The sequence below is a fragment of the Pseudomonas sp. NIBRBAC000502773 genome (genome assembly GCF_006517195.1).
GTDB classification, from domain to species: Bacteria; Pseudomonadota; Gammaproteobacteria; order Pseudomonadales; family Pseudomonadaceae; genus Aquipseudomonas; species Aquipseudomonas marginalis.
Genome location: NZ_CP041189.1, coordinates 5,539,713 through 5,565,723, shown reverse-complemented (window position 1 = coordinate 5,565,723; position 26,011 = coordinate 5,539,713). Strand labels below are relative to the sequence as shown.

The following is a 26,011-nucleotide window of genomic DNA, read 5'->3' as shown; positions in this document are numbered from 1 at the left end:
GCACGGCAAGCTGCACCGCCACCCGGCCCGACCACTGCAAAGGCTTTAACCATGGTTACCATTGTTCGACGCAGCCACGCCTTCGCCGGGCTGCTGCTTGCGGGTTTGTTGGGATGGGCGCTGCCGTCAACTGCCGCCGAGCCGCAGGCACCACGCAGCACCGTCACCGATTTGCTCGGGCGCCAGGTCAAGGTGCACCTGCCGGTCCGGCGCGTGATTCTCGGGGAAGGCCGTCAGTTGTACCTGGTTGCCGCGCTGGATACGCAAAACCCCATTGAGCGAATCGTCGGCTGGCGCAAGGACCTGATCCAGTCCGACCCGGACACCTATGGCGCTTACCTGCGTAAATTTCCCGCCATCGCCAAAATCCCCACCTTTGGCGGTTTTGAAGACGGCACCTTCGATATCGAGCAGGCCATCTCCCAGCGCCCGGACGTGATCATCCTCAATATCGAGGCCCAGCACGCGACCGAGGACGCCCGCTATATCGAAAAGCTCGATGCCCTGGGGATTCCAGTGGTGTACGTCGACTTTCGCAACCACCCGATGCAGAACACCGAACCGACCATGCGCCTGTTCGGCCAGTTGTCCGGCAAAGAGGCGCGTGCCGAAGCGTTTATCGACTTTCGCAATCAGCAGATCCGCCGCGTCACCGACGTGATCAACGCGCAACACCCTTCGCGCCCCAGCGTGTTCATCGAGCGTATCGGTGGCTACACCGACGATTGCTGCCTAAGTTTCGGCAATGAAAATTTTGGTCTGTTTGTCGATATGGCGGGGGGCAATAACATCGCCAGAGGCGTTATTCCCACCACCTTTGGCCAGCTGAATCCCGAGCAAGTGATCGTCGCCAACCCGGAACAGGTAGTGGTCACCAGTGCCAACTGGGAAGCCTTTGCCCCCGGTGGCCACTGGGTCGGTGTGGGCCCCGGCGCCGACATGGCCCAAGCCCGGCGCAAACTGGCCTGGTATACCCAACGCCCGGCCTATGCCGGGATCAAGGCGCAGGATGACCAGGCGTTCCATGCCATCTGGCACCAGTTCTACAACAGCCCTTATCAGTTCGTGGCCATCCAGCAGTTGGCCAAGTGGTTTCATCCGACACTCTTTACCGACCTGGACCCTGAAGCCTCGTTTCGCCAATTGCACGAGCGATTCCTGCCGGTGCCCTATGAGCCGGGTTACTTCGTGAGCCTCAAGCCATGAGTGCCGTGATCCAACGCGACACTTACCGGGCCCTGGTGCTGCGCAAACGCCTGATCCTCGGTGGCCTGCTCTTGCTGCTGTTGTGCAGTGTGCTGCTTGACCTGGCCCTGGGGCCGGCGAGCTACAGCTTCCATGAAGTGCTCGGTGCACTGTTTGCGCCGGACAGTGCGCCGGCACAGGTTCGCGTGGTGATGTGGGACATCCGCCTGCCGATCGCGCTGATGGCGGTTGCCGTGGGTGCGGCGTTGTCACTGGCCGGCGCGCAGATGCAGACCATCCTCAATAACCCGCTGGCCAGCCCCTTCACCCTGGGCATTTCCGCCGCCGCCAGTTTTGGTGCAGCCATGGGGCTGGCGTTTGGTGTGGCGCTGTTTCCGTTGGCGGCGCAGTACATGGTGCCGGTCAACGCGTTCATCATGGCCATGCTGTCGGCGTTACTGATTCACTTCCTGAGCATGCGTCGCGGGGTCACTGCGGAAACCATCGTGCTGCTGGGTATCGCCCTGGTCTTCACGTTTAACGCGTTATTGGCCCTGGTGCAGTTTTTCGCCACCGAGCAAGCCGTGGCGGCCGTGGTGTTCTGGACCATGGGCAGCCTGACCAAAGCCACCTGGCCCAAACTCGGGGTGATCTGCCTGGTGATCGTGATCACCCTGCCGATCTTTGCCAAGCGCGCCTGGGCCCTGACCGCACTGCGACTGGGTGACGACAAGGCCGCCAGCTTCGGGATCAACGTACGCAGCCTGCGTTTTCAGACGCTGATCATGGTCAGCCTGCTCGCCTCGTTCCCCGTGGCCTTTGTGGGCACCATCGGCTTTATCGGGCTGGTCGGCCCGCATATTGCGCGGATGTTGATCGGCGAGGACCAACGCTTCTTCCTGCCGGCCTCGCTGCTGACCGGCGCACTGATTCTGTCCGCCAGTTCAGTAGTGAGCAAAACCCTGATCCCCGGCGCCATCTTCCCGATCGGGGTGGTCACTTCGCTGATCGGCGTGCCGTTCTTCATATCACTGATCCTCAGCGGGAAGAAAAACACATGGTGAAGATTCAGCTGCAAGACCTGGGTGCTCGCTACGGCCAGCGCACGATCATCCGTGGCGTTACCACCGCCGCGTTCACCGGCGGCCAGGTGGTCGCGGTGGTGGGGCCCAATGCGGCGGGCAAGTCCACCCTGTTCAAACGCATGGCCGGGCTGATCGACGGGCCTGGACAGGTGATCCTGCAGGACTCGAAAAAGGGCCGGCAGGGCATCTGCTACATGCCCCAGGGCTTGAATGCCAGTGCGCGGTTGACGGTCTACGAATCGGTACTCCTGGCCCGTAAGCAACTGTCTCCGCAATGGACTGTCCACGATGACGAGTTGAACCTGGTGGACGAAATGCTCGAGGCCCTTGGCATCAGCGACTTGTCCTTTCGCAACTTGGGCGAACTCAGCGGCGGCCAGCAGCAACTGGTGTCCATCGCCCAGACCTTGGTGCGCGAACCGGAAATCCTGCTGATGGACGAACCCACCAGCGCCCTCGACATGCATCGCCAGGTGCAAGTGTTGAACTTCATGGGCGCACTGGCCCGCCAACAGCAGGTCATCGTGTTTATTGCCCTGCATGACCTGAACCAGGCGTTGCGCTTTGCCGACCAGGTATTGGTGATTGCCGACGGCACCGCCCAGGGCAGCGGCGCGAGTCATGAGGTGATCACCGAACACATGCTGCGCGAGGTGTACCAGGTTGAGGCACGGATCGAGCAGTGCAGTCGGGGACAACGGCATATTTTGATCGACGGCATAACTTGACTGCGTACCCAAGGCGAACCACAGCTTGATGCGAGAAACCGATATTTGCACCTTCACAGGTCAGGCAACGACACGCTCTGGAGCGCCGTCAGCCCAAGCAACAGGGACCCTGGCCACTGCCGACGGCGCCAGGTCACTCACGCTATCAAGTCGACCAATTTGCTCCGCAGAGAGCTGCAGTGTCAGCGCTCCAAGGTTATCGGTAAGTTGGCCAAGTGAGCGCGGGCCGATGATGGGAACCGCACCATGCGTGCCTGCCCAAGCAATGGCAACCTGGCCCGGGCTGACGCCGTGTTCACCCGCTATAGCGACTACAGCGTCCAGCGTCTGCGTGCGCTGTGCCGAGTTCTCCGGCTGGAACACACGGCCTGCGAACCCTTCAGCACGCCCGGTTTCACCTTGCCGGTACTTTCCGGTCAACATACCGCCCCCCAGGGGCGACCACGTCACGATGCCGAGACCGAGCGCATGCGATGCCTTGAACAAATCGGCCTCGGGCTCGCGATGCACCAAGCTATGTTCGAACTGCGCAGCCGCAATCGGAACGGCATGGGACAGTTCGGCCAGCGTGACCGCACGGGCGAGGCGCCAGGCGGGGAAGTTCGACAGGCCCGCGTACAGGATCTTGCCGGCACGCGCCAGGTCCTCGAAGCCTCGGACGATTTCCTCAAGGGGCGTGGTGCCATCCGGGTGATGCGCCCAGTAAATATCAATCCGATCGGTTTTGAGCCGTTTCAGGCTTGCCTCCACGGAAGCCACCATGGCCTTACGGCTGTTGCCGGTGACCAGTCGGTTCGCATTCTGCACTGCGCCACTGCTGAACTTGGTGGCGAGCACAAAATCCTCACGCCGCCCTTCCAGCAATGTACCGAGCAGTTCTTCGGATTGCCCGAATTGGTAGACGTCGGCCGAATCGATGAAGTTGCCGCCAGCTTCGGCATAAGCGTTGAACACAGCTTTGCTGGCGTCGGGATCGGCGCCATAACCCCAGCCTGTGCCGAAGTTGCCCGTGCCGAGCGCCACCTGTGAAACCTGCAAACCGGTCTTTCCAAATGATGTGTACTTCATGCTGTGCTCCGTCAATTGAATCGGCCCTGTTGTCGGGATCGACTGGGCGCATGACCGCCTTGATAGCGTTCCCCTGAGCTTTAGTGACTTTCATCTTCAAGATCTGTGTAGATAGACCAGCAGTGAAGCCTACAGCCATCATTGATGTCAATCGCAATCAAAGATCTTGACGACGAAGATTATGATCGACATCATTGAAGTACTTGCCTCACAAGGGTGCTGGCAATTCGCGCGCCCATCTGACCGCGCCCACCTGCTTTCGTCGAAGCGGGCTTGGCCTTCGAGTTTGCCGCCATGGTCCAGGAAAACCTCGCCGGGACGCGCAAGGACAAGGGCATCGTCACCTTCAACTACCCTCAGGTGGGTCGCAGGCGAACCCAAGGTTTCCAGCTGGGTCAACTGATTTAGCACAACGCACGTGGTCACCTGACCAGGAGAAGACGATGACATTCAAGGCACTGCTCGCCAGCAAGACCGGTGACACCCTTTCAACCCGCTTGGTTGACTTTGAGGACGAGGATTTGATGCCGGGCGACGTCACCGTCGCGGTCGAATACTCAACGGTGAACTACAAGGACGCGATGGCACTCAGTGGCCGGTCACCGATCATCCGCACGTTTCCGCTGATTCCGGGGATCGACTTTGCCGGTGTCGTAGAGTCGTCGACCTATCCCGGCATTGTGGCCGGCGACCGTGTGCTGGCCAACGGCTGGGGGCTCAGCCAGACTCACCACGGCGGCTTCGCCCAGAGGGCACGGGTGAGCGGTGATTGGCTGGTCAAGATTCCCGCAGCGTTTTCGGCCCGGGATGCCATGGCCATCGGCACAGCGGGGTACACCGCAATGCTGTCCGTGCTGGCACTGGAACATGGCGGTCTGACGCCTGCGCGCGGCGACATCCTGGTGACCGGCGCCAATGGCGGCTCTGGATCGGTGGCGATTGCCCTGCTGTCCAAACTGGGCTATCGCGTGATCGCATCGACCGGGCGGCTTGAAGAAGCCGATTACCTGCGCGCGCTCGGCGCGAACGAAATCATCGACCGCCACACCCTGTCCGCACCGGGCGCACCGATTTCCGAAGAGCGCTGGGCGGGCGCCATTGACTCGGTCGGCAGCCATACGTTGGCTAACGTACTGGCGCATACCCAGTATCGTGGCGTAGTCGCGGCCTTCGGACTTGCACAAGGCGCGGATCTGCCCGCCTCTGTACTCCCCTTCATCCTGCGCAACATCAGCCTTGCTGGCATTGATTCGGTCAATGCGCCTCAGCAGATACGGCTGCAGGCTTGGTCGCGCCTTGCCAGTGACCTGGATCTGGACAAGCTTGCCCGAACCTCAAAGGTGGTTGGCCTCGGCGATGTTCCTGACATCGCCAGCCGCGTGCTCGCAGGGAAAATTCAGGGGCGTACCATCGTTGACGTGAACGCGTGACGGGGCGGCGGGGTTTTCCAGTGCCACCACGCGCTCTTGTCCGAGGCGCTGCCTCTGCTGGCGAAAATCGATGATCAACCGAGGATCGACCGCCTGCTCTCTCGCACGCCCATGAAGCGCATCGGCAGGCGCGCTTGAGGTCTCCCGGACTATTGCTCGCTGCCTGGCGATACCGGCAAGGAAGCCGATATCCGGGCGTGGCAAACCTCGAGTATTTCATCGGCGAGCGGCGAATCATCCGGACACGCTCGCGACAACACCACCGCACCAACGGCATGAGCCAGTACGTCGATCATCTTCGCTCTCGTCTCGCCCGGCGCAGCGTCTTCGACGGTCGGAGACTTTTGCACCAGCGTTTGCAGCATGCGGTCTATGCCTTCGGCGAATACACGCTTCAGCTCATCCGACTGACGCGCCGCGTCTCCACACAGGGCCGCCATGGTGCAGCCCTCGCCACGCCGGTCACGGTGATCCCTCGACACGTAGATATCGATGAACGTCTGAATATCAAGCGCCTCGGTACCGGCGAGCGACCGGGAAAGACTGCCGGCTGCAGCCTCGGCCATCAAATCGGCCTTTGAGCCGAAATGCTTGTAGAAACCTCCGTGGGTGAACCCGGCGGCCCCCATGAGATCCACCAAACCTACGCCGTCAAACCCCCGCTCACGAAACAACACGGAGGCCGTCTCGACGATGTGCTCGCGATTTGCCTGCGCCTGCGCTTTGGTCACTTTCACCTGCGATACCTCGAACTTGCACAAAAAACCTACGCCCATAGTACATAGATGTTGATTGCAATCAAAATAATTGACAGTTTTGATTATGATCACCATCATAAAGACAAACCAATCCCTCTTCCGCCACAGCCACAGAAGACACCTCACATGACCGATCAAAATCTGTTTACTGCCTATACCCTTGGCTCACTGCCCCTCGCCAACCGCATCGTGCTCGCGCCCCTGACGCGCAATCGCGCCGGCACTGGACTGGTGCCCAGCGAGTTCGCCCCCACTTACTACAGCCAGCGCGCTTCAGCCGGGCTGCTGATCACCGAGGCCACCCAGATTTCGGCGCAGGCCCAGGGTTACCAAGACACGCCCGGTCTTTACACCCAGGCGCAGATCGACGGCTGGCGCCGGGTCACCGAAGCGGTGCATGCCAAGGGCGGCAAGATTTTTGTGCAGCTGTGGCACGTTGGCCGGGTTTCCCATGTGGACCTGCAACCGGGCGGTGCCGCCCCAGTAGCGCCGTCGGCGATCCGTGCCCAGACCAAGACCTTCGTCAATAACGGCTTTGCCGACGTGTCCGAGCCACGCGCACTCGAACTCGACGAACTGCCAGGCATCGTCAACGATTTCCGCCAAGCGGCGGCAAACGCCATTGCGGCCGGCTTCGACGGCGTGGAACTCCACGGTGCAAACGGTTATTTACTCGATCAATTCATCAAGGACGGCGCCAACCAGCGTACCGATGCCTACGGCGGTTCGATCGAAAATCGTGCGCGCCTGTTGCTGGAAGTGACCGCTGCAGTGGTCGCCGAGATTGGCGCGGACCGCACGGGCATTCGCCTGTCGCCGGTCTCGCCCGCCAATGGTGTGTCGAGCAGTGAGCCGCAGGCTCAGTTCGATTACATCGTCGACCAACTCAATGCGCTCGACATCGTTTACCTGCACGTCGTCGAAGGCGCGACCGGTGGGCCACGCGACGTGGCGCCGTTTGATTTCGACGCGTTGCGCCAGCGCTTCCAGAACACCTACATCGCCAACAATGGCTACGACCAAAACCTGGCCAACTCGCGGCTTGCGCAGGACAAGGCTGACCTCATCGCCTTTGGCCGCCCGTTTATCGGCAACCCGGATCTGGTGGAGCGGCTCAAGGCCGGTGCGCCGCTGTCCGCCTTCGACCCCACCACCCTCTACGGCGGCGGTGCGACGGGCTACATCGACTACCCGACACTGGCCGAAGCCAGCGCTGCCGCCAACTAGGCAGTGCCTGACCGGGCCAGGTTTTATTTGTGCACACCTCTCACTGAGTGACCGAAGCTTGTATTCGGGAAGGTCCAGGTAACTCCGTATAAATGGCGCGCTTGGTGTCGTTACCTGTGTTCTGGCACCAAACGAGCCAGCGTCGATTACAGAACGACCCCGACTGGGGGCACAAGGGGTAAGGCAGGAGCGCGTAAAAGGCTGGAAAGATGAAGTTGAATAACGATAAGTGCGACATCAATGAGTGCGTTGAATCAACCGCAGCCGCACCGCCCGATACAGGACACACAGGCCCACATCAGGATCAAGCGACACCCGCGAAATCACCGACCAGCAAAGTACCTGAAGACGCGGCTCAGCCTGTAATCGTCTGGCGTAGCTTGATGTTGCAGCAGTAACACTGCGAAGTCGCATTGCTCCGTCAACACCCGTCGCCGTGCAACCAGACATCGAGCCCGGTGCGGACAACCCGCGCGGGTGCAATCTGTACCCAAAGCCATGGTTTGCTGCATCAGATGACAACCCCTTGGAGGACTTCAAAATGAGCTATAGCCATCTAACCGCCCCTACCCTGTATATCGACGTCGATGGCGAGACATTTGCCTATCGCCGCTGGGGCAATGGCAAGACAGATCAGCCTCCGCTGTTCCTCCTCCAGCATTTCCGTGGCGGCATGGATCATTGGGACCCCATCATGACGGATGGGCTGGCGGCAGGGCGCGAGGTCATCCTCTACAACGGTCGCGGCATTGCCTCTTCTTCCGGAGAGCCGCGTAACCGAATTGAGCTGATGGCAGACGACGCTGCCGCAGTGATCCGCGCACTCGGTCTATCAACAGTCGATGTGTTGGGTTTCTCGCTTGGCGGTTTTATCGCCCAGGACCTGACACGACGCCATCCCGACCTCGTGCGCAAACTGATGCTGCTGGGTACCGGGCCTCGTGGCGGTAATCCGGACTCAGACCCTGGCGTGCTGGAGGCCGCACCACGGCCCATTCCCACAGTGGACGATTTTCTGTTTCTGTTTTTCGGTCGCTCCGAGACGGCGCGGCAGGCAGGGCTCGAGTTCTGGGAGCGCCGTCATCAGCGTGTCGACCAGGATCCACCCAGCTCTGTGCAGGTGATGCAGGCACAGATCGAAGCCCACATGCACTTTATGCCCAAGCTGGACCCAAATGATCCCTTCAATCATCTGCGCGCTATCAAACAGCCAACGTTCATCCTGAACGGCATGAATGACGTCATGATTCCAACAGTCAACTCCTGGTACATGGCCCAGAACATCCCGAACGCCCAGTTATTCCTGTACCCGGATGCGGGCCACGGCGCCCAATTCCAATGCCCTGAGCGCTTTCTGAAACACGCCATCGCGTTCCTCAGCGAATGACAACTTACGGAGCCAGCACATCATGCTGAAGTTTAAATTTTTGTTGTGGGCGCTGACCAAGCTGTTACAGCGAGCCATCAAGAAAAACCCCGGCTGCGCAAAATTTGTTAATGGCAAGTCGTTGGTCTTTCAGATTCGAACAGAGGATGGCGTGGGTCGCTACTTCACCGTTGCGAACGGAAAGATAAAATCCGCCGCAGGTTTAACGCAAAAGCCGGCATTCACGCTGTCGTTCAGAAACGCAGAAAGAGGCTTCGCCATTCTGTCGGCTAAAGACAGCAAGGATGAATTCCTGACGGGCTTGCGTACAGGCGATCTGAAAATCAGCGGTGATTTTGTCGAGGTGATGTGGTTCCAGGGATTAACAGAATACTTGCAGCCGGCTAAAGACCCCGCGCAGGTCTTTTCACGACGCCTTGCATCGTGCGGCTGCCGATCATCACGATTCGGGCGCCGGGGTGCAGCCTGGCGTGCAGGGTGTTGACCAAATGGCTCGCCGCCGCCACGTGAACCTGCCACATGGCTTGGCCATCCTGCGGCTGCAACTGCCCCAACGGGGCGGTACGCATGAAACCTGCCGCGTGGACGATGGCATCCACCGTTTCGATGGGCTGCAAGGCTTGATCCAAGGCCTGCAAGTCACTCAGATCGCATTCAGTCCAGTGAAAGCGCGGATGGTCGATAACGGCAGCGCGGCGACTCAGCCCCTGCACACGCCAGCCTTCTGCCAGCAGGCGTTGCGCGCTGGCCATTCCAGGCCCAGTCGCCAGCGAACGTATTCGCCAGCGCCTGGGCAGGCCATCGGTTTACAGCGCCGGGGGTTTAGGGAATGCGCCGCGGGCGTGTTCGTAGGCCTGGGCAACGCGCAGCGCGAGGGCGTCCTGGAAGCGCGGAGCAACGATCATCATGGCGACCGGCAAACCGTCCGCAAGCCCCGCCGGGATCGATGTCGCGGGGTGCCCCGTGAGGTCAAACGGCGCGGTATTGGCGAGCATGTCCAGTGCACTGTGCACGTACTCCTCGACGGAGGCGTCCGCGGCGGTCAACGGCGTGGCTACGAAGGGCATGGTGGGCATCACCAATACGTCAAAATCCTTGAATGCCTCGTCGTACTGGCGCGTCAGTTCCGGTACCAGCATCCGCGCCTTGGCGTAGTAGGCGCCATGCAGTTTTTTCAGGCTGTAGTGACCGGTCAACGCAACCGCTCGCACGCTACTGGACAATGCATCGGCGTGTTCGCGGCGTTTTTCGCCGAAGTAACTCATGATGTCCGGGTCGTAATAACCGTCGACGTTCATGCCGTAGCCATTGCCCTGCAACATCTGATACGCCGCGCCGTCAGTGGCAATCACGTTCCACAGATCCAACGCCACGCCGGTGTGCCACGGAGCACTCGCTTCGCCGACGCTGGCGCCCAGGCTTTCAAGCTGGGCAACCGCCGCCTTGACCAGGGCGTCCACCTGCGGCTCGGACATTCCCGGGATCGCAAAACCTTCTCGCAGCAAGCCGATTTTCAAGCCGGCTACGCCCTGCTCCAGCGTCGCGAGGCAGTTGACCGCTGGCGGATTTTTTTGCCGGGAATCAAGCCCATCAGCCCCCGCAATGACATCGAGCATCGCTGCCACATCGCGTACGTTATTGGCCATCGGGCCCACATGGTCGATGGTCCGCTCAATCGGAAAAGCGCCGGTGTAAGGCACCAGGCCGTAAGTCGGTTTGTGCCCGACGATGCCGCTCCAGGCCGACGGCATCCGGATCGAACCGCCCTGATCGCCGCCGATGGCCATGTCGACTTGGCCAAGCGCCACCAGCACCGCACTGCCGCTGGACGAACCGCCTGCGTTGCGCGTCAGGTCCCAGGGGTTTTTAACCGGGCCGCTGGCGGAGGTAAAACTTGCCCCGGAAAAACACAAGTCTTCACACACCGACTTGCCCACCACCGTGGCCCCGGCCGCCAGCAAGCGTTTGACCACAGTGGCGTCTTCGGACGGGATATAACCGTCCAGGCTTAATGAGCCGTTAGCCATGGGCACGCCAGCCACCGACACATTGTCCTTGATGACCACCGTCTTGCCGGCCAACGGGCCTTGCGCCGCGCCGACGATTCGGGCTTTCACGTACCAGGCGCCGTGCAGGTTGTCTGCCTCGGCGGCTTTGTTGTATTCGCGTTCAGGCGGTTGCTGCGCGACGTTGGCAGCGTAGAGCGCATCGATGGCTTCGTAGGAATTCAACGTTTCATCGGCCAGGTTGAGGAAGGCCTCCATCTGGCTATCTGTCAGGTGATAACCGTGGTCTTCGGCGGCAATCAGAAAGTCGGCTTTGCCGGGGCGTTTTACGGACATGGTGTTCTCCAAATGACGTTAAGAACCACCCGATCTCGGGCGATCATTGACGCGTGCCGCCCGTGCCCACTGCACAGGTTACGGCTCGCTCCGGAGGACTCCATTGTCCACGCCGGTCGCCACGCGGTGATCCATACCTGCCAAGGGAGGCGTATGGCAAACGTCCACGCAGAAGAGGATCAAGCCCTCACAAGCTTGATGCTCAAAGGCTGTTCAGGAACAGGCTTGTCGGAACAACTCATGGGCCTTGACCAGCGCTTCGGCGATTTTTTCCACCGGTTCGCGCTTGGCCATGGCTTGGTCTCGCAAGGCGTTGTAGGCATCGGTCTCCGACATGCCCTTGGTTTCGATAAGGATTATTTTCGCCTGCTGCACGGTGCGCATGACCGCCATGCGCCCTTCCAGGCGCTTGACGTGTCGTTCCCGTTCGCGGGCCTTGCGTGACTGACTCAGCGTGATCGCCAAAGCGGTCAGCAACCCGAACGACTTCACGGGCGAAGGAATGACAGAGCAAGCGTTCAACTGCACCAATGCCTCGACGATGATCGGGTTCTCATAGGCAATCACCGGAATGATCGGCGGCGTGCTGGCGTGCAACAGCCATGGTGTGTTGGTCGACAGGCTTTCCGGCGACACCGCCAATACGATCACGTCCGCCTCGGCGCTCAAGCGCTCCGGGATCGGCCATTGCACACGCACCTGACAACCGATGCGCTGCAGCTGCTCGATCAGGTTGCGTCCATCCTCGTCATCCGGGTGCATCACCAATACGCTGACGTCGCGCAGGTCCTTGATACCTGTGGCGCTGTCGTTGCGCAGGCGTTTCTTGGCGGCGCGCAAGGTCATGGACGTCTCCCCACCGAGCCGGACCATTCATTGAAATTGGGTGCAATGGCGTAAGGGTCAGGCTTGAGTGCACTCTGGCTTTCGTAAAGGATGTCGAATTGGCCCTCGACGTTGGCCCGGCCAATCCGCGAAAACAGGTACGTGTGGTGATTGTTGGCATCGACCCGAATGCGTCCTTGTGGCGCTTCGAATTCCAGCCCGCGCATGGCCTGCAGCACATCCTCCACTTGCGTGCTGCCAGCTCGAACGATCGCCTTGGCCAGCAAGTGCACCTGAAAGTACGCCGCCTCCCAGCAACGGTCAGTGACCTGGTGTTGACCAAACAACTCGCGGTATTGGGCGATGCATTGGCGGTTGGTCGGCGTGTCCACCGACTGAAAATACGTAGCCGCCGAAATATGTCCCGCCCCCAGGTGAATCCCCATTTGCTGGATGTCGGTTTCGCTGGTCGTCAGGCTGGCAATCGGCATCACCGAGGGGTCAAAGCCTGCATCGGCGTAGGCCTGGTACAAATGCCCCATGGTTTCGCCGACGACCGTCGAGAAAATAAACGAGGGCTTGAGCTCCCTGGCCTTGACCATCAGCTTGGCAAAATCTTCCGGACGTGCGTTTTTCAGCGGCAGGTAATACTCGCCCAGCTTGGTGCCGCCACGCTCGTACAACAGATCGCTCATCAAGCGATTGGTTTCGTACGGGTAGACGTACTCGGAACCGATCATCAACACGCGATTGCCGAAGTTGTCGAGCATGTAATTGCCCAGCGGCAGGGCATTGTGATTCGGTGTGGCGCCGGTGTAGATGATGTTGCGCGAATACTCGAAACCTTCGTAATACACCGGGTACAGCAACAGGGCGTCGTAGCGCTCGACAATCGGCAGTGCCGCCTTGCGTGCGGCCGAGGTGTAGCAACCAAAGAAAAACCGCAGGTGTTCTTCGCGGATCAGCGATTCGATGTGCATGGCGTACAGCGCAGGCGTTGAATCGGGGTTACGGGTGATCAACTGCAGCGGGCGACCACCGACCCCGCCTGCCGCATTGATCTGCGCAATTGCAAACTGCGCGCCGCGCATCGTCGAGCCCTCGGCAGCCGCCGTGACACCGGTATCGGAAAACAGACCGCCTATGCGGATCGACTGGTCAACCATGCCTATAAACCTTGTTCAACGTGAGAAAAGACACCCGCTCGTGGATGGGGGTCTGGAGGCCTGTGCAAATAATGATTGAGCGAGACGCCGTATAACAAAATGGCTGCTCTCAGGCGGGTTGTGCCTGGGGCTGGCGCGACAACACTGTCAGGGCCAGTCATGCGAGGGGCCTTCCACACCTGCCGAGGATGGGCGTGTGACAAGGGACCCTGCGAGGGTGTTGCCTGTCGCTCATGCAGATAGTGGGCCACACGCAATGGGCGAGCTGCACCCGCGGCGCCGGCCGGTTTCAATCCTTGCCGTGGAGCCCATCCATGCCGCCCACACGCTCACGGTATTGGTGCATTTAGGGTGCATTCGCGCCAAAGCAGCGCAGGCCAGTGACACGCGGCAATAGATGCAGGCGTCACTCGCACGCCCCTTCGACTGCCCGGAAAACGCCCTGGTCGCAATTGGCACTGCCCTTGCTATAACTCTCCAGAGACATCGCGCCAGCTGTTTGCCCTACGCCCCCTTGGCAAGTAGGGAAGCACCTCGCGTACGACTGGATCGGACACAGCTGTCCCGCCAGATTCGGCACAAGAAGCCTGATTTCCCGACTATTGATTTAGCCGGGATGTCGGGCTTTTTTTATTCCTGGAGAGAAGTGAATGCACAACGACAAACGCCGTTTGATCAAGCATGCCCTGTTGCTGGGCGCCTTCAGCCTGTTGCCGTTTTCCCTGGTCAGCCAGGTGCAGGCAGCCGAGACCGTGAAGGTCGGCATCATCCACTCGCTGACCGGCACCATGGCCATCAGCGAGGCCTCGGTGGTGGATGCGGAAAAACTCGCCATCGACGAAATCAACGCCAGCGGTGGCGTGCTCGGCAAGACCATCGAACCGATCGTCGAGGACGGTGCCAGCGATTGGCCGACCTTCGCCGAGAAGGCGCGCAAGCTGTTGGAAAACGATCACGTTGTCGCCACTTTCGGCGCCTTCACCTCGGCGTCGCGTAAAGCGGTGTTGCCGGTGTTCGAACGCAACAAGGCGTTGCTGTATTACCCGACATTCTATGAAGGCCTGGAAAAATCCCCGGCCATCATCTACACCGGCGCCGAAGCGTCGCAGCAAACCCTGGCAGCCGTCAGCTGGTTGATGGCCAACAAAGGCAAGACCGTCTACCTCGTGGGCTCGGACTACATCTGGCCGCGCACCACCAACAAGCTGGCACGGGCGTCGGTGACCAAGCAGGGCGGATCCATCGTCGGTGAGGATTACCTGCCCCTTGGCAACATCGAGTTCTCCTCGGTGATCAACAAAATCAAGGCCGCCAAGCCCGACATCGTGCTGTCCACCATCGTCGGTGGCTCAAACGTGGCGTTCTACAAACAGCTCAAGGCCGCCGGCATCGACAGCAGCAACCAGACGCTGATGGCGCTGGCCGTCACCGAAGAAGAAGTCACCGGCATCGGCGCCGAAAACCTCACCGGCTTTCTCACCTGCATGAGCTACTTCCAGAGCCTGAAAAACCCGGTCAACGAGAAATTCGTCGCCGCCTTCAAGGCCCGCTATGGCGATAAACGCGTGGTCGGCGACCCGATGGCGGCCGCGTACACCGCCGTGTACCTGTGGAAGAAAGCCGTGGAAAAAGCCGGCAGTTTCGACGTCCCGGCCGTGATCGCCGCGTCCTCGGAGCTGACCCTCGACGCGCCTGAAGGCGAGGTCAAGGTCCACAAGGACAACCACCACCTGTGGAAGCGCGCGCGCATCGGCACCCTCAACGCCCAGGGCCAGGTTGACGTGATCTACGAGTCCGCGCCCATCGAGCCCAACCCTTTCCCGAAACTGTGATGCAGGGTCGGGCGCGATCTGACTCGCGCCCTCTCCCGCCCACGCGGTCCGCCAACGTGCAGCGACAGGTAGCGACGCAATGACTTTCGATATTTTGGTGATGCAGGTCTTCAGCGGGTTCTCGCTGTTCTCGGTGTTGGTGCTGATGGCCCTGGGGCTGACCATCGTGTTCGGCCTGATGGGCGTAATCAACATGGCCCACGGTGAGTTGATGGCGATGGGGTCTTACATGACCTATGTGACCTCCGTGGTGTTTGCACGCTACTTTCCCGACTACATGGGCTGGTATTTCGTGATCGGCATCGGCGTGGCCTTCGTGGTGACCTTCGCGTTTGGTTTCTTGCTCGAACGCTGCTTTATTCGCTTCATGTACAACCGCCCGCTCGACACGCTCCTGGCGACCTGGGGCCTGTCGATCGTGCTGCAGCAGGTGTTCCGCCAGGTCTTCGGGCCCAAGGAAGTCAGCGTGCCCACGGTGCAATGGCTGCAAGGCGCGTGGAAGATCAGCGAAGGCCTGGAACTGCCGCTGAATCGGATTTTCATCATCGGCCTGACACTGGTGATCGCCGGCGCCGTGTTTCTGTTTTTGTACCGCAGCCACTGGGGGCTGCGCATTCGCGCGGTGACCCAGAACCGCGCCATGGCCGGGGCAGCCGGCATTAACACCGCCCGTGTCGATGCGGTCACGTTTGCCCTGGGCTGCGGGCTGGCAGGGATCGCCGGCAGCTCGTTCACCATGCTGGCCTCGACCGGCCCGGTCAGCGGCCAGCAGTACCTGGTCGACACCTTCATCGTCGTGGTGTTTGGCGGGGTGGAGAGTTTGCTGGGCACCTTCCTGTCGGCCTTCGCCATCGGCCAGACGCAGATTTCGCTGGAATACCTCACCACCGGGTCCATGGCCAAAGCCATCACGCTGCTGGTGGTGATCGTGCTGCTGTTCTTCCGCCCCAACGGCTTGTTCGCCGCGAAAGTGAGACGCTGAGATGAACGATATGACTGAGACGCCCCTCACCCGCCCCAACACGTCGACGCAGACCACGCGCCGGCTGCGCAACAGGTTGCTGCCGTTGCTCGAGCGCCACAGCCTGGTCTGGCTGTCGCTGCTGTTGCTGGTGATATTGCCCCTGAGCCTGGGCGACTTTCGCCTGGGCCTGGCCGGCAAATACCTGAGCCTGGCGTTCTGCGCCGTGGGCATGGTGATGATCTGGGGCTACGGCGGGATACTCAGCCTGGGCCAGGGCATCTTCTTTGGCCTTGGCAGCTACATGATGGCGATGTACCTGAAACTTGAAGCCACCGCCAACGACGAAGCGGCGAGCGCGCTCGCCGCCTTCTACGGCTCGGCGTTGCCCGACTTCATGATCTGGAACAGCGTCGACGCGCTGCCCTGGTGGTGGAAGCCTTTCGAGTCGGCGACATTCACCTTTGCCGCGATCCTCGTCCTCCCGGCATTGCTCGCGTTTGTGTTCAGCTACGCGTATTTCAAGAAGCGCGTGGGCGGCGTGTACTTCTCGATCATCACCCTGTCGTTGGCGGCGATCATGTCAATCATGATCATCGGCCAGCAAGGCTACACCGGCGGTGTCAACGGCCTGACCGACTTCAAGACCGCCTTTGGCCTGAGCCTGCAAACGCCTCAAACGCCCTGGATTCTGTACCTGATCACCACCCTGTTGCTGCTGGGCTGCGTGGCGTTGTGCGGGTTCATCCTGCGCAGCCGGCTGGGCAAAGTGGTGGTGGCGATCCGTGACCGTGAGGACCGCGTACGGTTTTCCGGCTACAACACGGCGCTGTTCAAAGCGTTCATCTTTGCCGTGGCGGCACTGATCTCGGCGCTCGGCGGGGTGATGTTCACCCTACAGGTCGGCCTCGCGTCGCCGTCGCTGGTGGGCATCATTCCTTCGACCGAAATCGTGATTTACGCAGCCCTCGGCGGGCGTCTGTCGCTGGTCGGTGCGGTGTACGGCACGCTGTTGATCGGCGTGGCCAAAACCTACCTGTCGGAAAATTTCGTCAACTTCTGGCAGTACTTCATCGGTTTCCTGTTCATGGGCGTGGTGCTGTTCTTGCCGACCGGGCTGGCCGGTTTGCTGCAACGCCTTGGCCACAACAAACAGGAGGTGCAGTCATGAGTGGCCTGTTGCTGAGTGTCGAAGACCTCACGGTGTCGTTCGACGGTTTCAAGGCAGTGGACAGCCTTAATTTCTACGTCGAAGAAAACCAGGTGCACGTGGTGATCGGGCCTAACGGCGCGGGCAAGACCACCCTGCTTGACATGATCTGCGGCAAAACCCGCCCGAGTGCCGGCAGCATTCGTTTCAAGGACCTGCAACTGGCCAACATGATCGAATACCAGATCACCCGCGCGGGCGTCGGGCGCAAGTTCCAGAACCCTTCGGTGTATGAAGACCTCACCGTGCGCGAGAACCTCGACATCTCGTCGCCCGGCAAACGCGGCATTTTCAACTGCCTGTTCGCCCGCAAAGACCCGGCCCTGCAAGCAGAGATCGAGCAGACCGCCGAGATGATTTTCCTGCAGGACCAGTTGGGGCGCAAAGCCGGGCTGTTGTCCCACGGGCAAAAGCAGTGGCTGGAGATCGGCATGCTGCTGATGCAGCGCCCGGAACTGTTACTGCTGGACGAGCCGGTGGCCGGCATGAGTGCAGGCGAGCGAGAAAAGACCGCAGGCCTGCTCAAGCGCATCGCCAAGGGCCGCGCCATGGTGATCATCGAGCACGACATGGAGTTCGTGAAGTCAGTGGCTGACAAAGTCACCGTCCTGCACCAGGGCAAAACCCTGGCCTACGGCTCGATGGATCAGGTGCAAAACGATCCTCGCGTCATCGACGTCTACCTGGGGCACTGAGCATGCTGACCGTCAATAACCTGAACGTGTATTACGGCGACAGCCATGTGCTGCGCAATCTCGACCTGACCCTCGCACCGGCCGAGTCCCTGGCGATCATGGGTCGCAACGGCATGGGCAAGACCACCCTGCTCAGAAGCCTGGTGGGCATGCTGCCGGCGCGCAGCGGCAGCATCACGCTGGCGGGCCGGGAACTCACCGCCAGCAAGAGCTATGAGCGGGTCGCCGCCGGGGTGGGCTTCGTGCCGCAGGGGCGGATGATTTTTCCGTACCTGACGGTGGAGGAAAACATCCTCACCGGCATGCAGGGCGCCCCTGCCGCACCGATTCCCGACTACATCTACGAGTACTTCCCGGTGCTGTTCGAGATGCGTCGACGCAAGGGCGGCAACCTCTCCGGCGGCCAGCAACAACAGCTGGCGATTGCCCGCGCGCTGGTCTCCAACCCCAAAGTGTTGATCCTGGATGAGCCGACCGAGGGCATTCAGCCGTCGATCATCAAGGACATCGCCCGGGCCCTGAACCTGCTGAAAAAAGAACGGGGATTTTCGCTGATCGTCTCCGAACAGGTGCTGTCGTTTGCGATGGCGGTGGCCGACCGTTACCTGATCATCGAGAAAGGCGAGTTCGTGCACAGCGAGGTCCGCGAAACCGTCGACCGCGAGCGCATCCTGCGCTACCTGACCATCTGAAACCGGACCTGGGAGTACACACCATGTTGATCCTCGACCGCATTCTGGGCCAGGCCAGCGACCCTGCCCTCGCCGACCGTTTGCATGACCTCAGCCACGCAGGCCTGGTCGAAACCCTCAGCCTGTCGGCCAGCGACATTCAGCGTCATCGCCTGCGCATGGCCAGTGATCGCGGCACCGACTGTGCGATTCGGCTGGAGCGCCATCAGCAGCTGCGTAACGGCTCGGTGCTGATGCTCGACGGTCAGCGCGCCATCGTCGTGCACATGCAGGACGTGCACTTTCTCGACCTACAACCGCGGGACGCTGCCGCAGCGCTGGAGCTGGGGTATTTCGCCGGCAACATGCACTGGACCGTACGCTTTGCAGGCACTGCGTTACGGATCCCGCTGAATGGCCCGGAGGCCGACTACCTCGAGCGTCTGGCGCCGCTGCTCGCGGACGGCCGGGTGCTGCGCCTATGAACACCGCACCGGCCGAGTTGCGCAGCAGCCTGTTGGCGCTGCAACAGGCAGACAGTTTTTTCCCCGGTGGCGCGGTTGCCTGGTCATGGGGGCTGGAAACGCTGGTGGCCGATGCGCGCCTGGGGCAGAACGCCGCGATGACCGACCCAGTCCCTGTCAGGCGCCGTCAGCGCGGCCTGCAGAATGATCGCAGCGTTCAGGTGCGGGCCTTCGTCGAAGGTCAATTGCGCCATCGCTGGAACAGTTTTGACCGGGTGTTTTTATGCGCCGCCTGGCATGCAGCGGCTGACCTCACCACCCTGATGGACCTGGACAGTCACATCGAGGCCCTGACCCTGGCCGAGGAACTGCGCCAAGGCTCGCGTCGCGTCGGCCAATCGTTGCTGGGCGTGCATGTCGCGCTCGGTACCCCCGGCGCTGCCGCTTACCAGCAACACGTGCTCGCCCGGGCAACGCCGGGGCATTTGCCGGTGTTGCAAGGGTTGCTGTGGCAACAACTCGGCATGCAACTCGAGCACTGCCAACTCGCCGCCGCCCATGGGCTGTGCACCGGACTGGTCAGCGCCGCTGTGCGCCTGGGCGTAATGGGGCATGTGGATGCGCAGCGGGTACTCACCGACATCCAGCCCTTGCTGCTGCAACTGCTTGCTCAGGCGCCGCTCGCCCTCGACGACGCCAGCGGCTTCACGCCCATGGCCGAGATCGCCGTGATGCGGCACGAAACCCAGGACCTCCGTCTTTTCGCCAATTGAGGTGGCAGGCACGAAAACGCCTGCTGCCGACACAGGAGCTTGAACATGCTGCTGACGCCCACCGAACTTGAGCGGCTGACGCTGTACACCGCCGCCGAACTCTCGCGCAAACGCCGCGCCAAAGGGCTGCGCCTGAACTTTCCGGAAGCCTCGGCGCTGATTGCCGATGAAATCCTCGAAGGCGCCCGTGAGGGACGCAGCGTGGCCGAGCTGATCGGTTTCGGCTCGACACTCCTCAACACTGACGACGTCATGCCTGGCGTGGCCGAGCTGCTGCCGGTACTGCAGGTGGAAGGTACGTTCCCCGATGGCACCAAACTGGTCACCGTGCATCAGCCGATTCGACCCGGCCGGTTGCCGTTGGCCGTCATGCCGACGCCTGGCGAAATCATCTCGCCCAAGGGCGATATACAACTCAACAGCGGTCGCCCCACGTCCACCGTACGGGCCATCAATACCGGCGACCGGCCGGTGCAAATCGGCAGTCACTACCACTTTTTCGAAGTCAACAAGGCGCTGGATTTCCCGCGCGCCGCCGCCTTCGGCATGCACCTGGACATTCCTGCGGGCACCGCCGTGCGTTTTGAGCCGGGGGAGCTGCGCGAAGTGCAGCTGGTGCAATTCGGCGGTACGGGGGACATCCACGGTTTCAGCGGTTTGACCAATGGCAACCTGCACGATCCGGCCTGCAAAGCCATCGCGCTCGATCGAGCCCGCGCACAACAGTTCAAGGGGGCGTGACCCATGGCAACGATGACCCGCAAGGAATACGCCGCGATGTACGGCCCCACCACCGGCGACGCCGTGCGCCTGGGGGATACGTCGCTGCTGGCCGAGGTGGAATTCGACTACGCGGTGCCCGGCGATGAATGCCTGCACGGCGGCGGCAAGACGCTGCGCGACGGCATGGGCCTGATGCCGGGGCATGACACCGCAGACGGCGCGCTGGACATGCTGATCTGCAACGCGCTGATCATCGACCCGGTGATCGGCATCGTCAAAGGCGACATCGGCATCAAGGACGGCAAGATCGTGGCCATCGGCAAGGCCGGTAATCCGCAGGTCATGGACGGTGTCCATGCGCAGCTGATCTGTGGCGTCGCAACCACCGTGCGCGACGCAGAAGGCCTGATCGTCACGCCGGGCGGGATCGACGTGCACGTGCATTTCGACTCGGCGCAACTGTGCGATCACGCGCTGGCGGCGGGCCTGACGACGCTGATCGGCGGCTCGCTCGGGCCGATTACCGTGGGGATCGACTGCGGCGGCGAATGGAACGTCGGCAAGATGCTGCAGGCCTCTGAAGCCTGGCCGATCAATTTCGGCTTTCTCGGCAGGGGCAATTCCAGCAAGCCGGAATCGCTGCTCGGCCAAATGCGCGGTGGCTGCCTGGGATTGAAGATCCACGAGGACTGGGGCGCGATGCCCGCCGTGATCGATACCTGCCTCAAGGTGGCCGATGAATACGACTTTCAGGTGCAGTTGCACACCGACACCCTGAATGAATCGGGTTTTCTCGAAGACACCCTGGCCGCCATCGGCGACCGCACAATCCACATGTACCACACCGAAGGCGCAGGCGGCGGCCACGCCCCGGACATCATCAGCGTGGCGGGAAAATCCAACTGCATCCCCTCCTCGACCAACCCGACCAATCCGTACACCGTCAACACCTTCGACGAACACCTGGACATGATCATGGTCTGCCATCACCTCAATCCGGACGTGCCGGAAGACGTGGCGTTCGCCGAATCCAGAGTGCGTCCGCAGACCATCGCCGCCGAAGACATCCTGCACGACACCGGCGCAATTTCGATCCTGGGTTCCGACAGCCAGGGCATGGGGCGCATCAACGAGGTGATCTGCCGCACCTGGCAACTGGCCTCGAAGATGAAAGACCAACGTGGCCGTCTACCGGAAGAAAAAACCGGATTGGGCGACAACGAACGCATCAAGCGTTACATCGCCAAGTACACGATCAACGCTGCGCGGGTGTTCGGCATCGACAGTTACATCGGCTCGCTGGAGCCGGGCAAGCTCGCTGACCTGGTGCTGTGGCGGCCGGCCTTTTTTGGCATCAAGCCGGAGCTGGTGGTCAAGGGCGGTTTTATCGTGCATGGCGTGATGGGCGACTCGGCAGCCTCGTTGTACACCTGCGAGCCGCTGATCATGCGCCCGCAATGGGGGGCCTTTGGTGAGGCCAAACAGGCACTGTCGGTGAATTTCGTCAATCGCCTTGCGGTGGAGGCCGATACCGCTGAGAAACTGGGCCTGAAAAAAGCCCTGTTGCCGGCCTTCGGCACCCGCACGCTGCGCAAGTCCGACATGCTGCACAACGACGCCTGCCCGGACATTCGCGTCGACCCCCAGACCTTCGATGTGTACGCCGACGGTGTGCGCCTGACCTGCGAGCCGGTCAGCGAAGTGCCCCTGGCCCAGCGCTACATGCTGCGCTGATCACAGCCAATAAAAGGAACCTGCTAATGAGCACTGCATTCAACGCCGCACCGCAGCCGCAACCCCACCCCGGCGCCGCGCGCGTCGGGATCGGCGGCCCGGTCGGCTCGGGCAAGACTCGCCTGCTGGAGCAACTGATTCCGCGCTTCATCGCGCGCGGCACCGAGCTGGCCATCATCACCAACGACCTGGCGACCCGCGAGGACGCCGAACGCGTGCAGCGCAGCGGCCTGATCGACCCACAACGGGTGCTCGCGGTGGAAACCGGCGCCTGCCCGCATACGGCGATCCGCGAAGACCCGACGCTGAACCTGCAAATGGCCGACGAGCTGGAAGCGCGATTCGAGAACCTGGACCTGATTCTGATTGAGTCCGGCGGCGATAACCTGGCCTCGACCTTCTCGTTGGATCTGGTGGATTACTGGATCTTTGTCATTGATGTCGCCGGCGGCGATGACATCCCGCGCAAACGAGGGCCTGGCGTGTTGAGCTGTGATCTGCTGGTGGTCAACAAATATGATCTGGCGCCCTATGTGGGCGTGGATCTGCCACGCATGCGTCGCGAATCAGCCGAAGCCCGCAACGGCCGGCCCGTGCTGTTCACCAACTGCGCGACGGGTGACGGGGTCGACGCGGTCGTCGACGCCATCAGCCGCGCCGTGTTGTTTGACCGACCATGAACGCGCCGCAGGAACTGTTTCGCCCGTTGATTGCACCGCCCAAGGCATCGTCGCAGGTGCAGGCCCGGATTGCCTTCAGCAAAGCGCCGTCCGGCGCCAGTTATATCAGCGAACAGCACGTGGGCTATCCCTTTCATCTGGGCCGCACCCTGAAGCTGCCGGACGACCCGAAAGGCATGGCCGCCGTGTATGTGCAGTCGTGCTCGGGCGGGATTTTCGCAGGCCAGGATTTGCGGATGCGCCTGCATGCCGGGCCGGACACTCAAGTGCATGTCAGCACTGGCGCGGCGACGGTAGCCCACAGCATGCTCGAGCAATCGGCACGGCAGACCGTCAGCCTCACCGCCGAACACGGAGCGCTACTGGAGTACCTGCCCATGGCGACGATCCTGTTTCCCCAGGCAAAACTGCACAGCCAGGTAAGGGTGAATCTGCACCCGGGCGCCAGGGTGATGCTGTGCGACGCGTTTTGCCTGCACACCCCCCAGGACAGTGCCGGCCTCTTCGATGTCTACCGCGCCGACCTGGAAGTGCGCTGCCCGGCAGGCCGTTTGCTGGCCGGCGATCGCCTGGCGCTGAACGGGCAAGACCTGCTGCGGCAATTACCGGGCGTCAGTGGTGCCTTCCAGACCCTGGCGACATTCATGCTCGTGGGTCAGGGCTTGCCTGTCGAAGCGCTGAAAACCGCATTGCGCAATGCCCTGCCCACTCACCCCGACAGCTATCTGGGTGTCAGCGCACTACCCAACGATTGCGGGTTTTCATTACGCATCATGACCCTTGATGCCGTGTCACTGCGCAACAGCCTTCACATAGCCTGGGCGTGTGTACGTGAGCATCTGACCGGTGTGGTACCGCGTATGCGCCGCAAATGAGGAGTGACGATTGCAACCCACGCCGGCTGACGGCGTTCAGCGATTTTCTGTTCGACCGCTGGCAGGAGGCGCCGTGGGATCAATGACCTCATTCGCCGCAGCCGATGCATCGTAGGCATCTCGAACAGCCGCTAAGTTTCGTAGGAAATTTTGTAGGTCTTGCCTATCCGCTCGACATGTGCAAATCCAAGCTCGCCAAGGTGGATACCCGCGATAAGAATCTTGTCCGAGCGCATGGACCCCTTCGTCCTGGGGGCGGATTCGATGCTGCCATCCATTTCGAGCACCCAGCCTGGACGGGTATGCGGACTCACCACCTTTTGCATGAAGTGCTGGTTCCTGTTTGTCATCCTGCATTGCTCCAAGAGAGCACAGGAGCAGCAACACTGGACATGCTTCCACGCCTGCACCGACGGCAGAACCCGGATGCCTGGCAGCGCTATTCCCTGGAAACGGGGATCCCACTTACCAATCCAGCGATTGGTGCGCGCTACGATCTTCACGGCATGTTGATCGAGGCGGCATTGGCCGGCCTCGGAGTTGCGCTGGTCCCGCGTCTTTACGTTGAAACTGAACTGGCGTTAGGACGTCTGGTCGCTCCGTGGCCAGGGGGGAAAACCATTTCCAAAACCTTCTGCCTCATCCTCCCCGAGCCCATCGCATTGAGCAGAGAACCAATACAAGCGTTTGCTCAATGGATGCTGGACGAAGCGAAGAAAGCAACGACGGTTGAGTCGTAGGGAACCTCCTTTTGCAGGCCTGCCACCAGGTTGTCCCATACGCTTTTATGTATGCATCGATGCATGCAAATTAGATACCGACCGCAACGTGGCCTTACGTACCACAGTTATATCGAGTGTGAATCAAGATCTGTGTTGAAGGTGGCGTTGTCGCCGCTCCCTCAATCGCTCCTCGTATCCAGCGCACCGCTGCGGCAGTCTCGCCAACGAAATCATGAGAGATAACATAATCCATGACGCCGGACTCAAGCATCGCCCGCGTATGAACCGTAAGCTCATGACCGACAAAAATAGGCCGATCCTCAACCGCAATGGTATCTATCGCTTGAGCAACGCCCCGATTGGCGCCGGCCACGTTGTAGATGGCTGCCGGGTAGTAGTGCTTGGAAAAATAACGCGTCAATTGCTCAGTAGTGGTATAGGGGCGATCATCGGAAATCACCCGCTCGTCGATCTTCAGATAGGGAAACTCCGAGCGAAGCACCCTGCGAAACCCCATCTCCCGCTCTTGCTGGCAGCGAAACGGCACACTGGTCACTAACAGAATTTTTGCCGGCTCCTTGGGTAACGCATTGCCTATCAGTAGCCCGGCGACACTGCCTGCCGCATATTGATCGTTGCCTACGTAAGCGCTTCGCCCGGAATTAGGCAGGTCGGTGGTCAGGCAAACGACGGGGATACCCAGGCTGCACAGTTTGCGAATCGCTCGGTTGATCGCCGGATGCTCGCGCGATACGACAATCACACCATCCGCTGAGGCCCCCTCAGCCTGAACCTGATCAGCAAACGCGGCGGGATCGACCTGGTTAGTCGGTACATAGTAGCCATGCACGACGACACCAGGTGTCGAGGCGTTCACCACTGTCTCGGCGCCGGCCAGCGTCGCATTGAAGGTTTCGCCCGAGTCGCAGAATAGCTTGATCTGCAACGTTGCCATGCCGTCAGCCAAATCTTTCTTTAGCTTATCCAGCGCCGCCAGCACTTTCAGACGAGTATTTTCCCGTACGCCGGGGCGGTTATTCAGCACACGATCGACGGTCGCTGCCCCGACCCTGGCCACCTTAGCGACCTGTTGAACAGTGGGGCCCTTCCATAAGCGCGCCGATGTTTGCATGGTCATATAGCCAGCCCTTTTTTGATGTTATTTACACCATATACACATTGCTGATGATTGTTTTCAAGAGCAATGACAGGCATCAATGCATCTTCGAATTTGAGGTGTTTTACATCATAAACCGCCTATGGCGCTGCTTGATGATTGCTTTTTCGGTGCTAATAATCGAGGCATAACAAACACAACAAACCGCCAGGATCGCCCCATGAGTAACTCGACCCCACCGGTTGATTTCGACCGCCACGGCTACGCCGCTTGTGCCCCATTGTGCACCTCCTTTCTCAATCAACACGCTCGCGAGTTCGACGCCGCGTTGATGACTTTCGCCCATTGATAGG

29 protein-coding genes are annotated in these 26,011 nt (G+C 60.9%); 21 read left to right on the top strand and 8 right to left on the bottom strand.

Annotated elements, in window-relative coordinates:
• Positions 1-51: 51 nt before the first annotated feature.
• Genes NIBR502773_RS25865 through NIBR502773_RS25855 form a run of 3 tightly spaced genes read left to right on the top strand, consistent with a single transcriptional unit; the run spans position 52 to position 2,998 of the window.
• A complete protein-coding gene (locus NIBR502773_RS25865) occupies positions 52-1,206 on the top strand; it encodes an ABC transporter substrate-binding protein (RefSeq protein WP_141157275.1) in 1,155 nt (384 codons plus the stop codon).
• Positions 1,203-2,249 (top strand): iron ABC transporter permease, encoded by a 1,047-nt coding sequence (locus NIBR502773_RS25860; protein ID WP_141157274.1) that lies wholly within the window; start codon positions 1,203-1,205, stop codon positions 2,247-2,249. The genes NIBR502773_RS25865 and NIBR502773_RS25860 overlap by 4 nt, the downstream gene beginning before the upstream one ends.
• Positions 2,243-2,998 carry an ABC transporter ATP-binding protein gene (locus NIBR502773_RS25855; RefSeq protein ID WP_027603401.1) on the top strand — a complete coding sequence of 252 codons (756 nt, stop codon included), beginning with the start codon at positions 2,243-2,245 and terminating at the stop codon, positions 2,996-2,998. The genes NIBR502773_RS25860 and NIBR502773_RS25855 overlap by 7 nt, the downstream gene beginning before the upstream one ends.
• A 60-nt stretch (positions 2,999-3,058) precedes the next feature.
• Here the strand turns inward: NIBR502773_RS25855 and NIBR502773_RS25850 are convergent, their stop codons facing one another.
• Entirely contained in the window at positions 3,059-4,066 is a 1,008-nt protein-coding gene (locus NIBR502773_RS25850) for an aldo/keto reductase (RefSeq protein ID WP_027603400.1), read from the bottom strand.
• Between the two features lie 273 nt (positions 4,067-4,339).
• On the opposite strand from NIBR502773_RS25850, the gene NIBR502773_RS31065 reads away from it, so the two are divergent.
• Together NIBR502773_RS31065 and NIBR502773_RS25845 are read left to right on the top strand one after the other, a co-directional pair.
• A complete protein-coding gene (locus tag NIBR502773_RS31065) occupies positions 4,340-4,474 on the top strand; it encodes a hypothetical protein (RefSeq protein WP_257228071.1) in 135 nt (44 codons plus the stop codon).
• Between the two features lie 35 nt (positions 4,475-4,509).
• The gene (locus NIBR502773_RS25845; protein WP_141157273.1) at positions 4,510-5,496 is read left to right on the top strand and encodes an MDR family oxidoreductase; all 987 of its coding nucleotides are present in this window, start codon (positions 4,510-4,512) and stop codon (positions 5,494-5,496) included.
• Between the two features lie 149 nt (positions 5,497-5,645).
• Here the strand turns inward: NIBR502773_RS25845 and NIBR502773_RS25835 are convergent, their stop codons facing one another.
• Entirely contained in the window at positions 5,646-6,233 is a 588-nt protein-coding gene (locus NIBR502773_RS25835; protein ID WP_141157872.1) for a TetR/AcrR family transcriptional regulator, read from the bottom strand.
• 147 nt (positions 6,234-6,380) lie between these two features.
• Here NIBR502773_RS25835 and NIBR502773_RS25830 point away from each other — a divergent pair, with 147 nt between their 5' ends.
• From NIBR502773_RS25830 to NIBR502773_RS25820, 3 genes are all read left to right on the top strand, one after another.
• Entirely contained in the window at positions 6,381-7,481 is a 1,101-nt protein-coding gene (locus tag NIBR502773_RS25830) for an alkene reductase (protein ID WP_141157272.1), read from the top strand.
• Between the two features lie 541 nt (positions 7,482-8,022).
• Positions 8,023-8,868, top strand: a complete 846-nt coding sequence (locus NIBR502773_RS25825; RefSeq protein WP_115487948.1) for an alpha/beta fold hydrolase — start codon at positions 8,023-8,025, stop codon at positions 8,866-8,868.
• Between the two features lie 22 nt (positions 8,869-8,890).
• Positions 8,891-9,352 carry an SCP2 sterol-binding domain-containing protein gene (locus NIBR502773_RS25820; RefSeq protein ID WP_141157271.1) on the top strand — a complete coding sequence of 154 codons (462 nt, stop codon included), beginning with the start codon at positions 8,891-8,893 and terminating at the stop codon, positions 9,350-9,352.
• Here NIBR502773_RS25820 and NIBR502773_RS25815 read toward each other — a convergent pair.
• From NIBR502773_RS25815 to NIBR502773_RS25800, 4 genes are all read right to left on the bottom strand, one after another.
• Positions 9,252-9,620 (bottom strand): NAD(P)-dependent oxidoreductase, encoded by a 369-nt coding sequence (locus NIBR502773_RS25815; RefSeq protein WP_141157270.1) that lies wholly within the window; start codon positions 9,618-9,620, stop codon positions 9,252-9,254. The two genes, NIBR502773_RS25820 and NIBR502773_RS25815, sit on opposite strands and share 101 nt — an antisense overlap.
• Before the next feature lie 54 nt (positions 9,621-9,674).
• A complete protein-coding gene (locus tag NIBR502773_RS25810; protein ID WP_115487946.1) occupies positions 9,675-11,210 on the bottom strand; it encodes an amidase in 1,536 nt (511 codons plus the stop codon).
• 213 nt (positions 11,211-11,423) lie between these two features.
• Entirely contained in the window at positions 11,424-12,056 is a 633-nt protein-coding gene (locus tag NIBR502773_RS25805) for an ANTAR domain-containing response regulator (RefSeq protein ID WP_090404594.1), read from the bottom strand.
• Positions 12,053-13,201, bottom strand: a complete 1,149-nt coding sequence (locus NIBR502773_RS25800) for a transporter substrate-binding domain-containing protein (RefSeq protein WP_115487945.1) — start codon at positions 13,199-13,201, stop codon at positions 12,053-12,055. The genes NIBR502773_RS25805 and NIBR502773_RS25800 overlap by 4 nt, the downstream gene beginning before the upstream one ends.
• 650 nt (positions 13,202-13,851) lie before the next feature.
• Here NIBR502773_RS25800 and urtA point away from each other — a divergent pair.
• From urtA to NIBR502773_RS25745, 11 genes are all read left to right on the top strand, one after another.
• Positions 13,852-15,033: an urea ABC transporter substrate-binding protein gene (gene urtA, locus NIBR502773_RS25795; protein ID WP_065926081.1), complete on the top strand. Its 1,182-nt coding sequence runs from the start codon at positions 13,852-13,854 to the stop codon at positions 15,031-15,033.
• Positions 15,034-15,112: 79 nt separating this feature from the next.
• On the top strand, positions 15,113-16,015 hold the full coding sequence (gene urtB, locus NIBR502773_RS25790) for an urea ABC transporter permease subunit UrtB (protein WP_141157269.1): 903 nt from the start codon (positions 15,113-15,115) through the stop codon (positions 16,013-16,015).
• Position 16,016: 1 nt separating this feature from the next.
• Positions 16,017-17,165, top strand: a complete 1,149-nt coding sequence (gene urtC / locus NIBR502773_RS25785; protein ID WP_141157268.1) for an urea ABC transporter permease subunit UrtC — start codon at positions 16,017-16,019, stop codon at positions 17,163-17,165.
• Positions 17,162-17,899 (top strand): urea ABC transporter ATP-binding protein UrtD, encoded by a 738-nt coding sequence (gene urtD, locus NIBR502773_RS25780; protein ID WP_027603387.1) that lies wholly within the window; start codon positions 17,162-17,164, stop codon positions 17,897-17,899. The genes urtC and urtD overlap by 4 nt, the downstream gene beginning before the upstream one ends.
• Positions 17,900-17,901: 2 nt before the next feature.
• Positions 17,902-18,591, top strand: coding sequence for an urea ABC transporter ATP-binding subunit UrtE (gene urtE / locus NIBR502773_RS25775; protein WP_027603386.1), 690 nt, complete (start codon positions 17,902-17,904; stop codon positions 18,589-18,591).
• 23 nt (positions 18,592-18,614) lie between these two features.
• On the top strand, positions 18,615-19,055 hold the full coding sequence (ureE, locus tag NIBR502773_RS25770) for an urease accessory protein UreE (protein ID WP_115487942.1): 441 nt from the start codon (positions 18,615-18,617) through the stop codon (positions 19,053-19,055).
• Positions 19,052-19,807, top strand: a complete 756-nt coding sequence (locus NIBR502773_RS25765) for an urease accessory protein UreF (RefSeq protein ID WP_115487941.1) — start codon at positions 19,052-19,054, stop codon at positions 19,805-19,807. The genes ureE and NIBR502773_RS25765 overlap by 4 nt, the downstream gene beginning before the upstream one ends.
• A 45-nt stretch (positions 19,808-19,852) precedes the next feature.
• On the top strand, positions 19,853-20,548 hold the full coding sequence (locus tag NIBR502773_RS25760; RefSeq protein ID WP_115487940.1) for an urease subunit beta: 696 nt from the start codon (positions 19,853-19,855) through the stop codon (positions 20,546-20,548).
• A gap of 3 nt (positions 20,549-20,551) precedes the next feature.
• Positions 20,552-22,264, top strand: a complete 1,713-nt coding sequence (gene ureC / locus NIBR502773_RS25755) for an urease subunit alpha (RefSeq protein WP_141157267.1) — start codon at positions 20,552-20,554, stop codon at positions 22,262-22,264.
• 26 nt (positions 22,265-22,290) lie between these two features.
• Positions 22,291-22,944 (top strand): urease accessory protein UreG, encoded by a 654-nt coding sequence (gene ureG, locus NIBR502773_RS25750; RefSeq protein ID WP_027603381.1) that lies wholly within the window; start codon positions 22,291-22,293, stop codon positions 22,942-22,944.
• Positions 22,941-23,819, top strand: a complete 879-nt coding sequence (locus NIBR502773_RS25745; RefSeq protein WP_141157266.1) for an urease accessory protein UreD — start codon at positions 22,941-22,943, stop codon at positions 23,817-23,819. The genes ureG and NIBR502773_RS25745 overlap by 4 nt, the downstream gene beginning before the upstream one ends.
• A gap of 131 nt (positions 23,820-23,950) precedes the next feature.
• On the opposite strand, the gene NIBR502773_RS31060 is transcribed toward NIBR502773_RS25745, so the two are convergent.
• Positions 23,951-24,145 (bottom strand): hypothetical protein, encoded by a 195-nt coding sequence (locus tag NIBR502773_RS31060; protein WP_257228321.1) that lies wholly within the window; start codon positions 24,143-24,145, stop codon positions 23,951-23,953.
• On the opposite strand from NIBR502773_RS31060, the gene NIBR502773_RS25735 reads away from it, so the two are divergent.
• Positions 24,122-24,559, top strand: coding sequence for a LysR substrate-binding domain-containing protein (locus tag NIBR502773_RS25735; RefSeq protein WP_257228070.1), 438 nt, complete (start codon positions 24,122-24,124; stop codon positions 24,557-24,559). The two genes, NIBR502773_RS31060 and NIBR502773_RS25735, sit on opposite strands and share 24 nt — an antisense overlap.
• Positions 24,560-24,653: 94 nt before the next feature.
• Here NIBR502773_RS25735 and NIBR502773_RS25730 read toward each other — a convergent pair whose 3' ends face one another.
• Positions 24,654-25,679, bottom strand: a complete 1,026-nt coding sequence (locus NIBR502773_RS25730) for a LacI family DNA-binding transcriptional regulator (protein WP_027603379.1) — start codon at positions 25,677-25,679, stop codon at positions 24,654-24,656.
• A 199-nt stretch (positions 25,680-25,878) separates the two neighbouring features.
• Here NIBR502773_RS25730 and NIBR502773_RS31055 point away from each other — a divergent pair, with 199 nt between their 5' ends.
• A complete protein-coding gene (locus NIBR502773_RS31055) occupies positions 25,879-26,007 on the top strand; it encodes a hypothetical protein (RefSeq protein ID WP_257228069.1) in 129 nt (42 codons plus the stop codon).
• Positions 26,008-26,011: the final 4 nt, after the last annotated feature.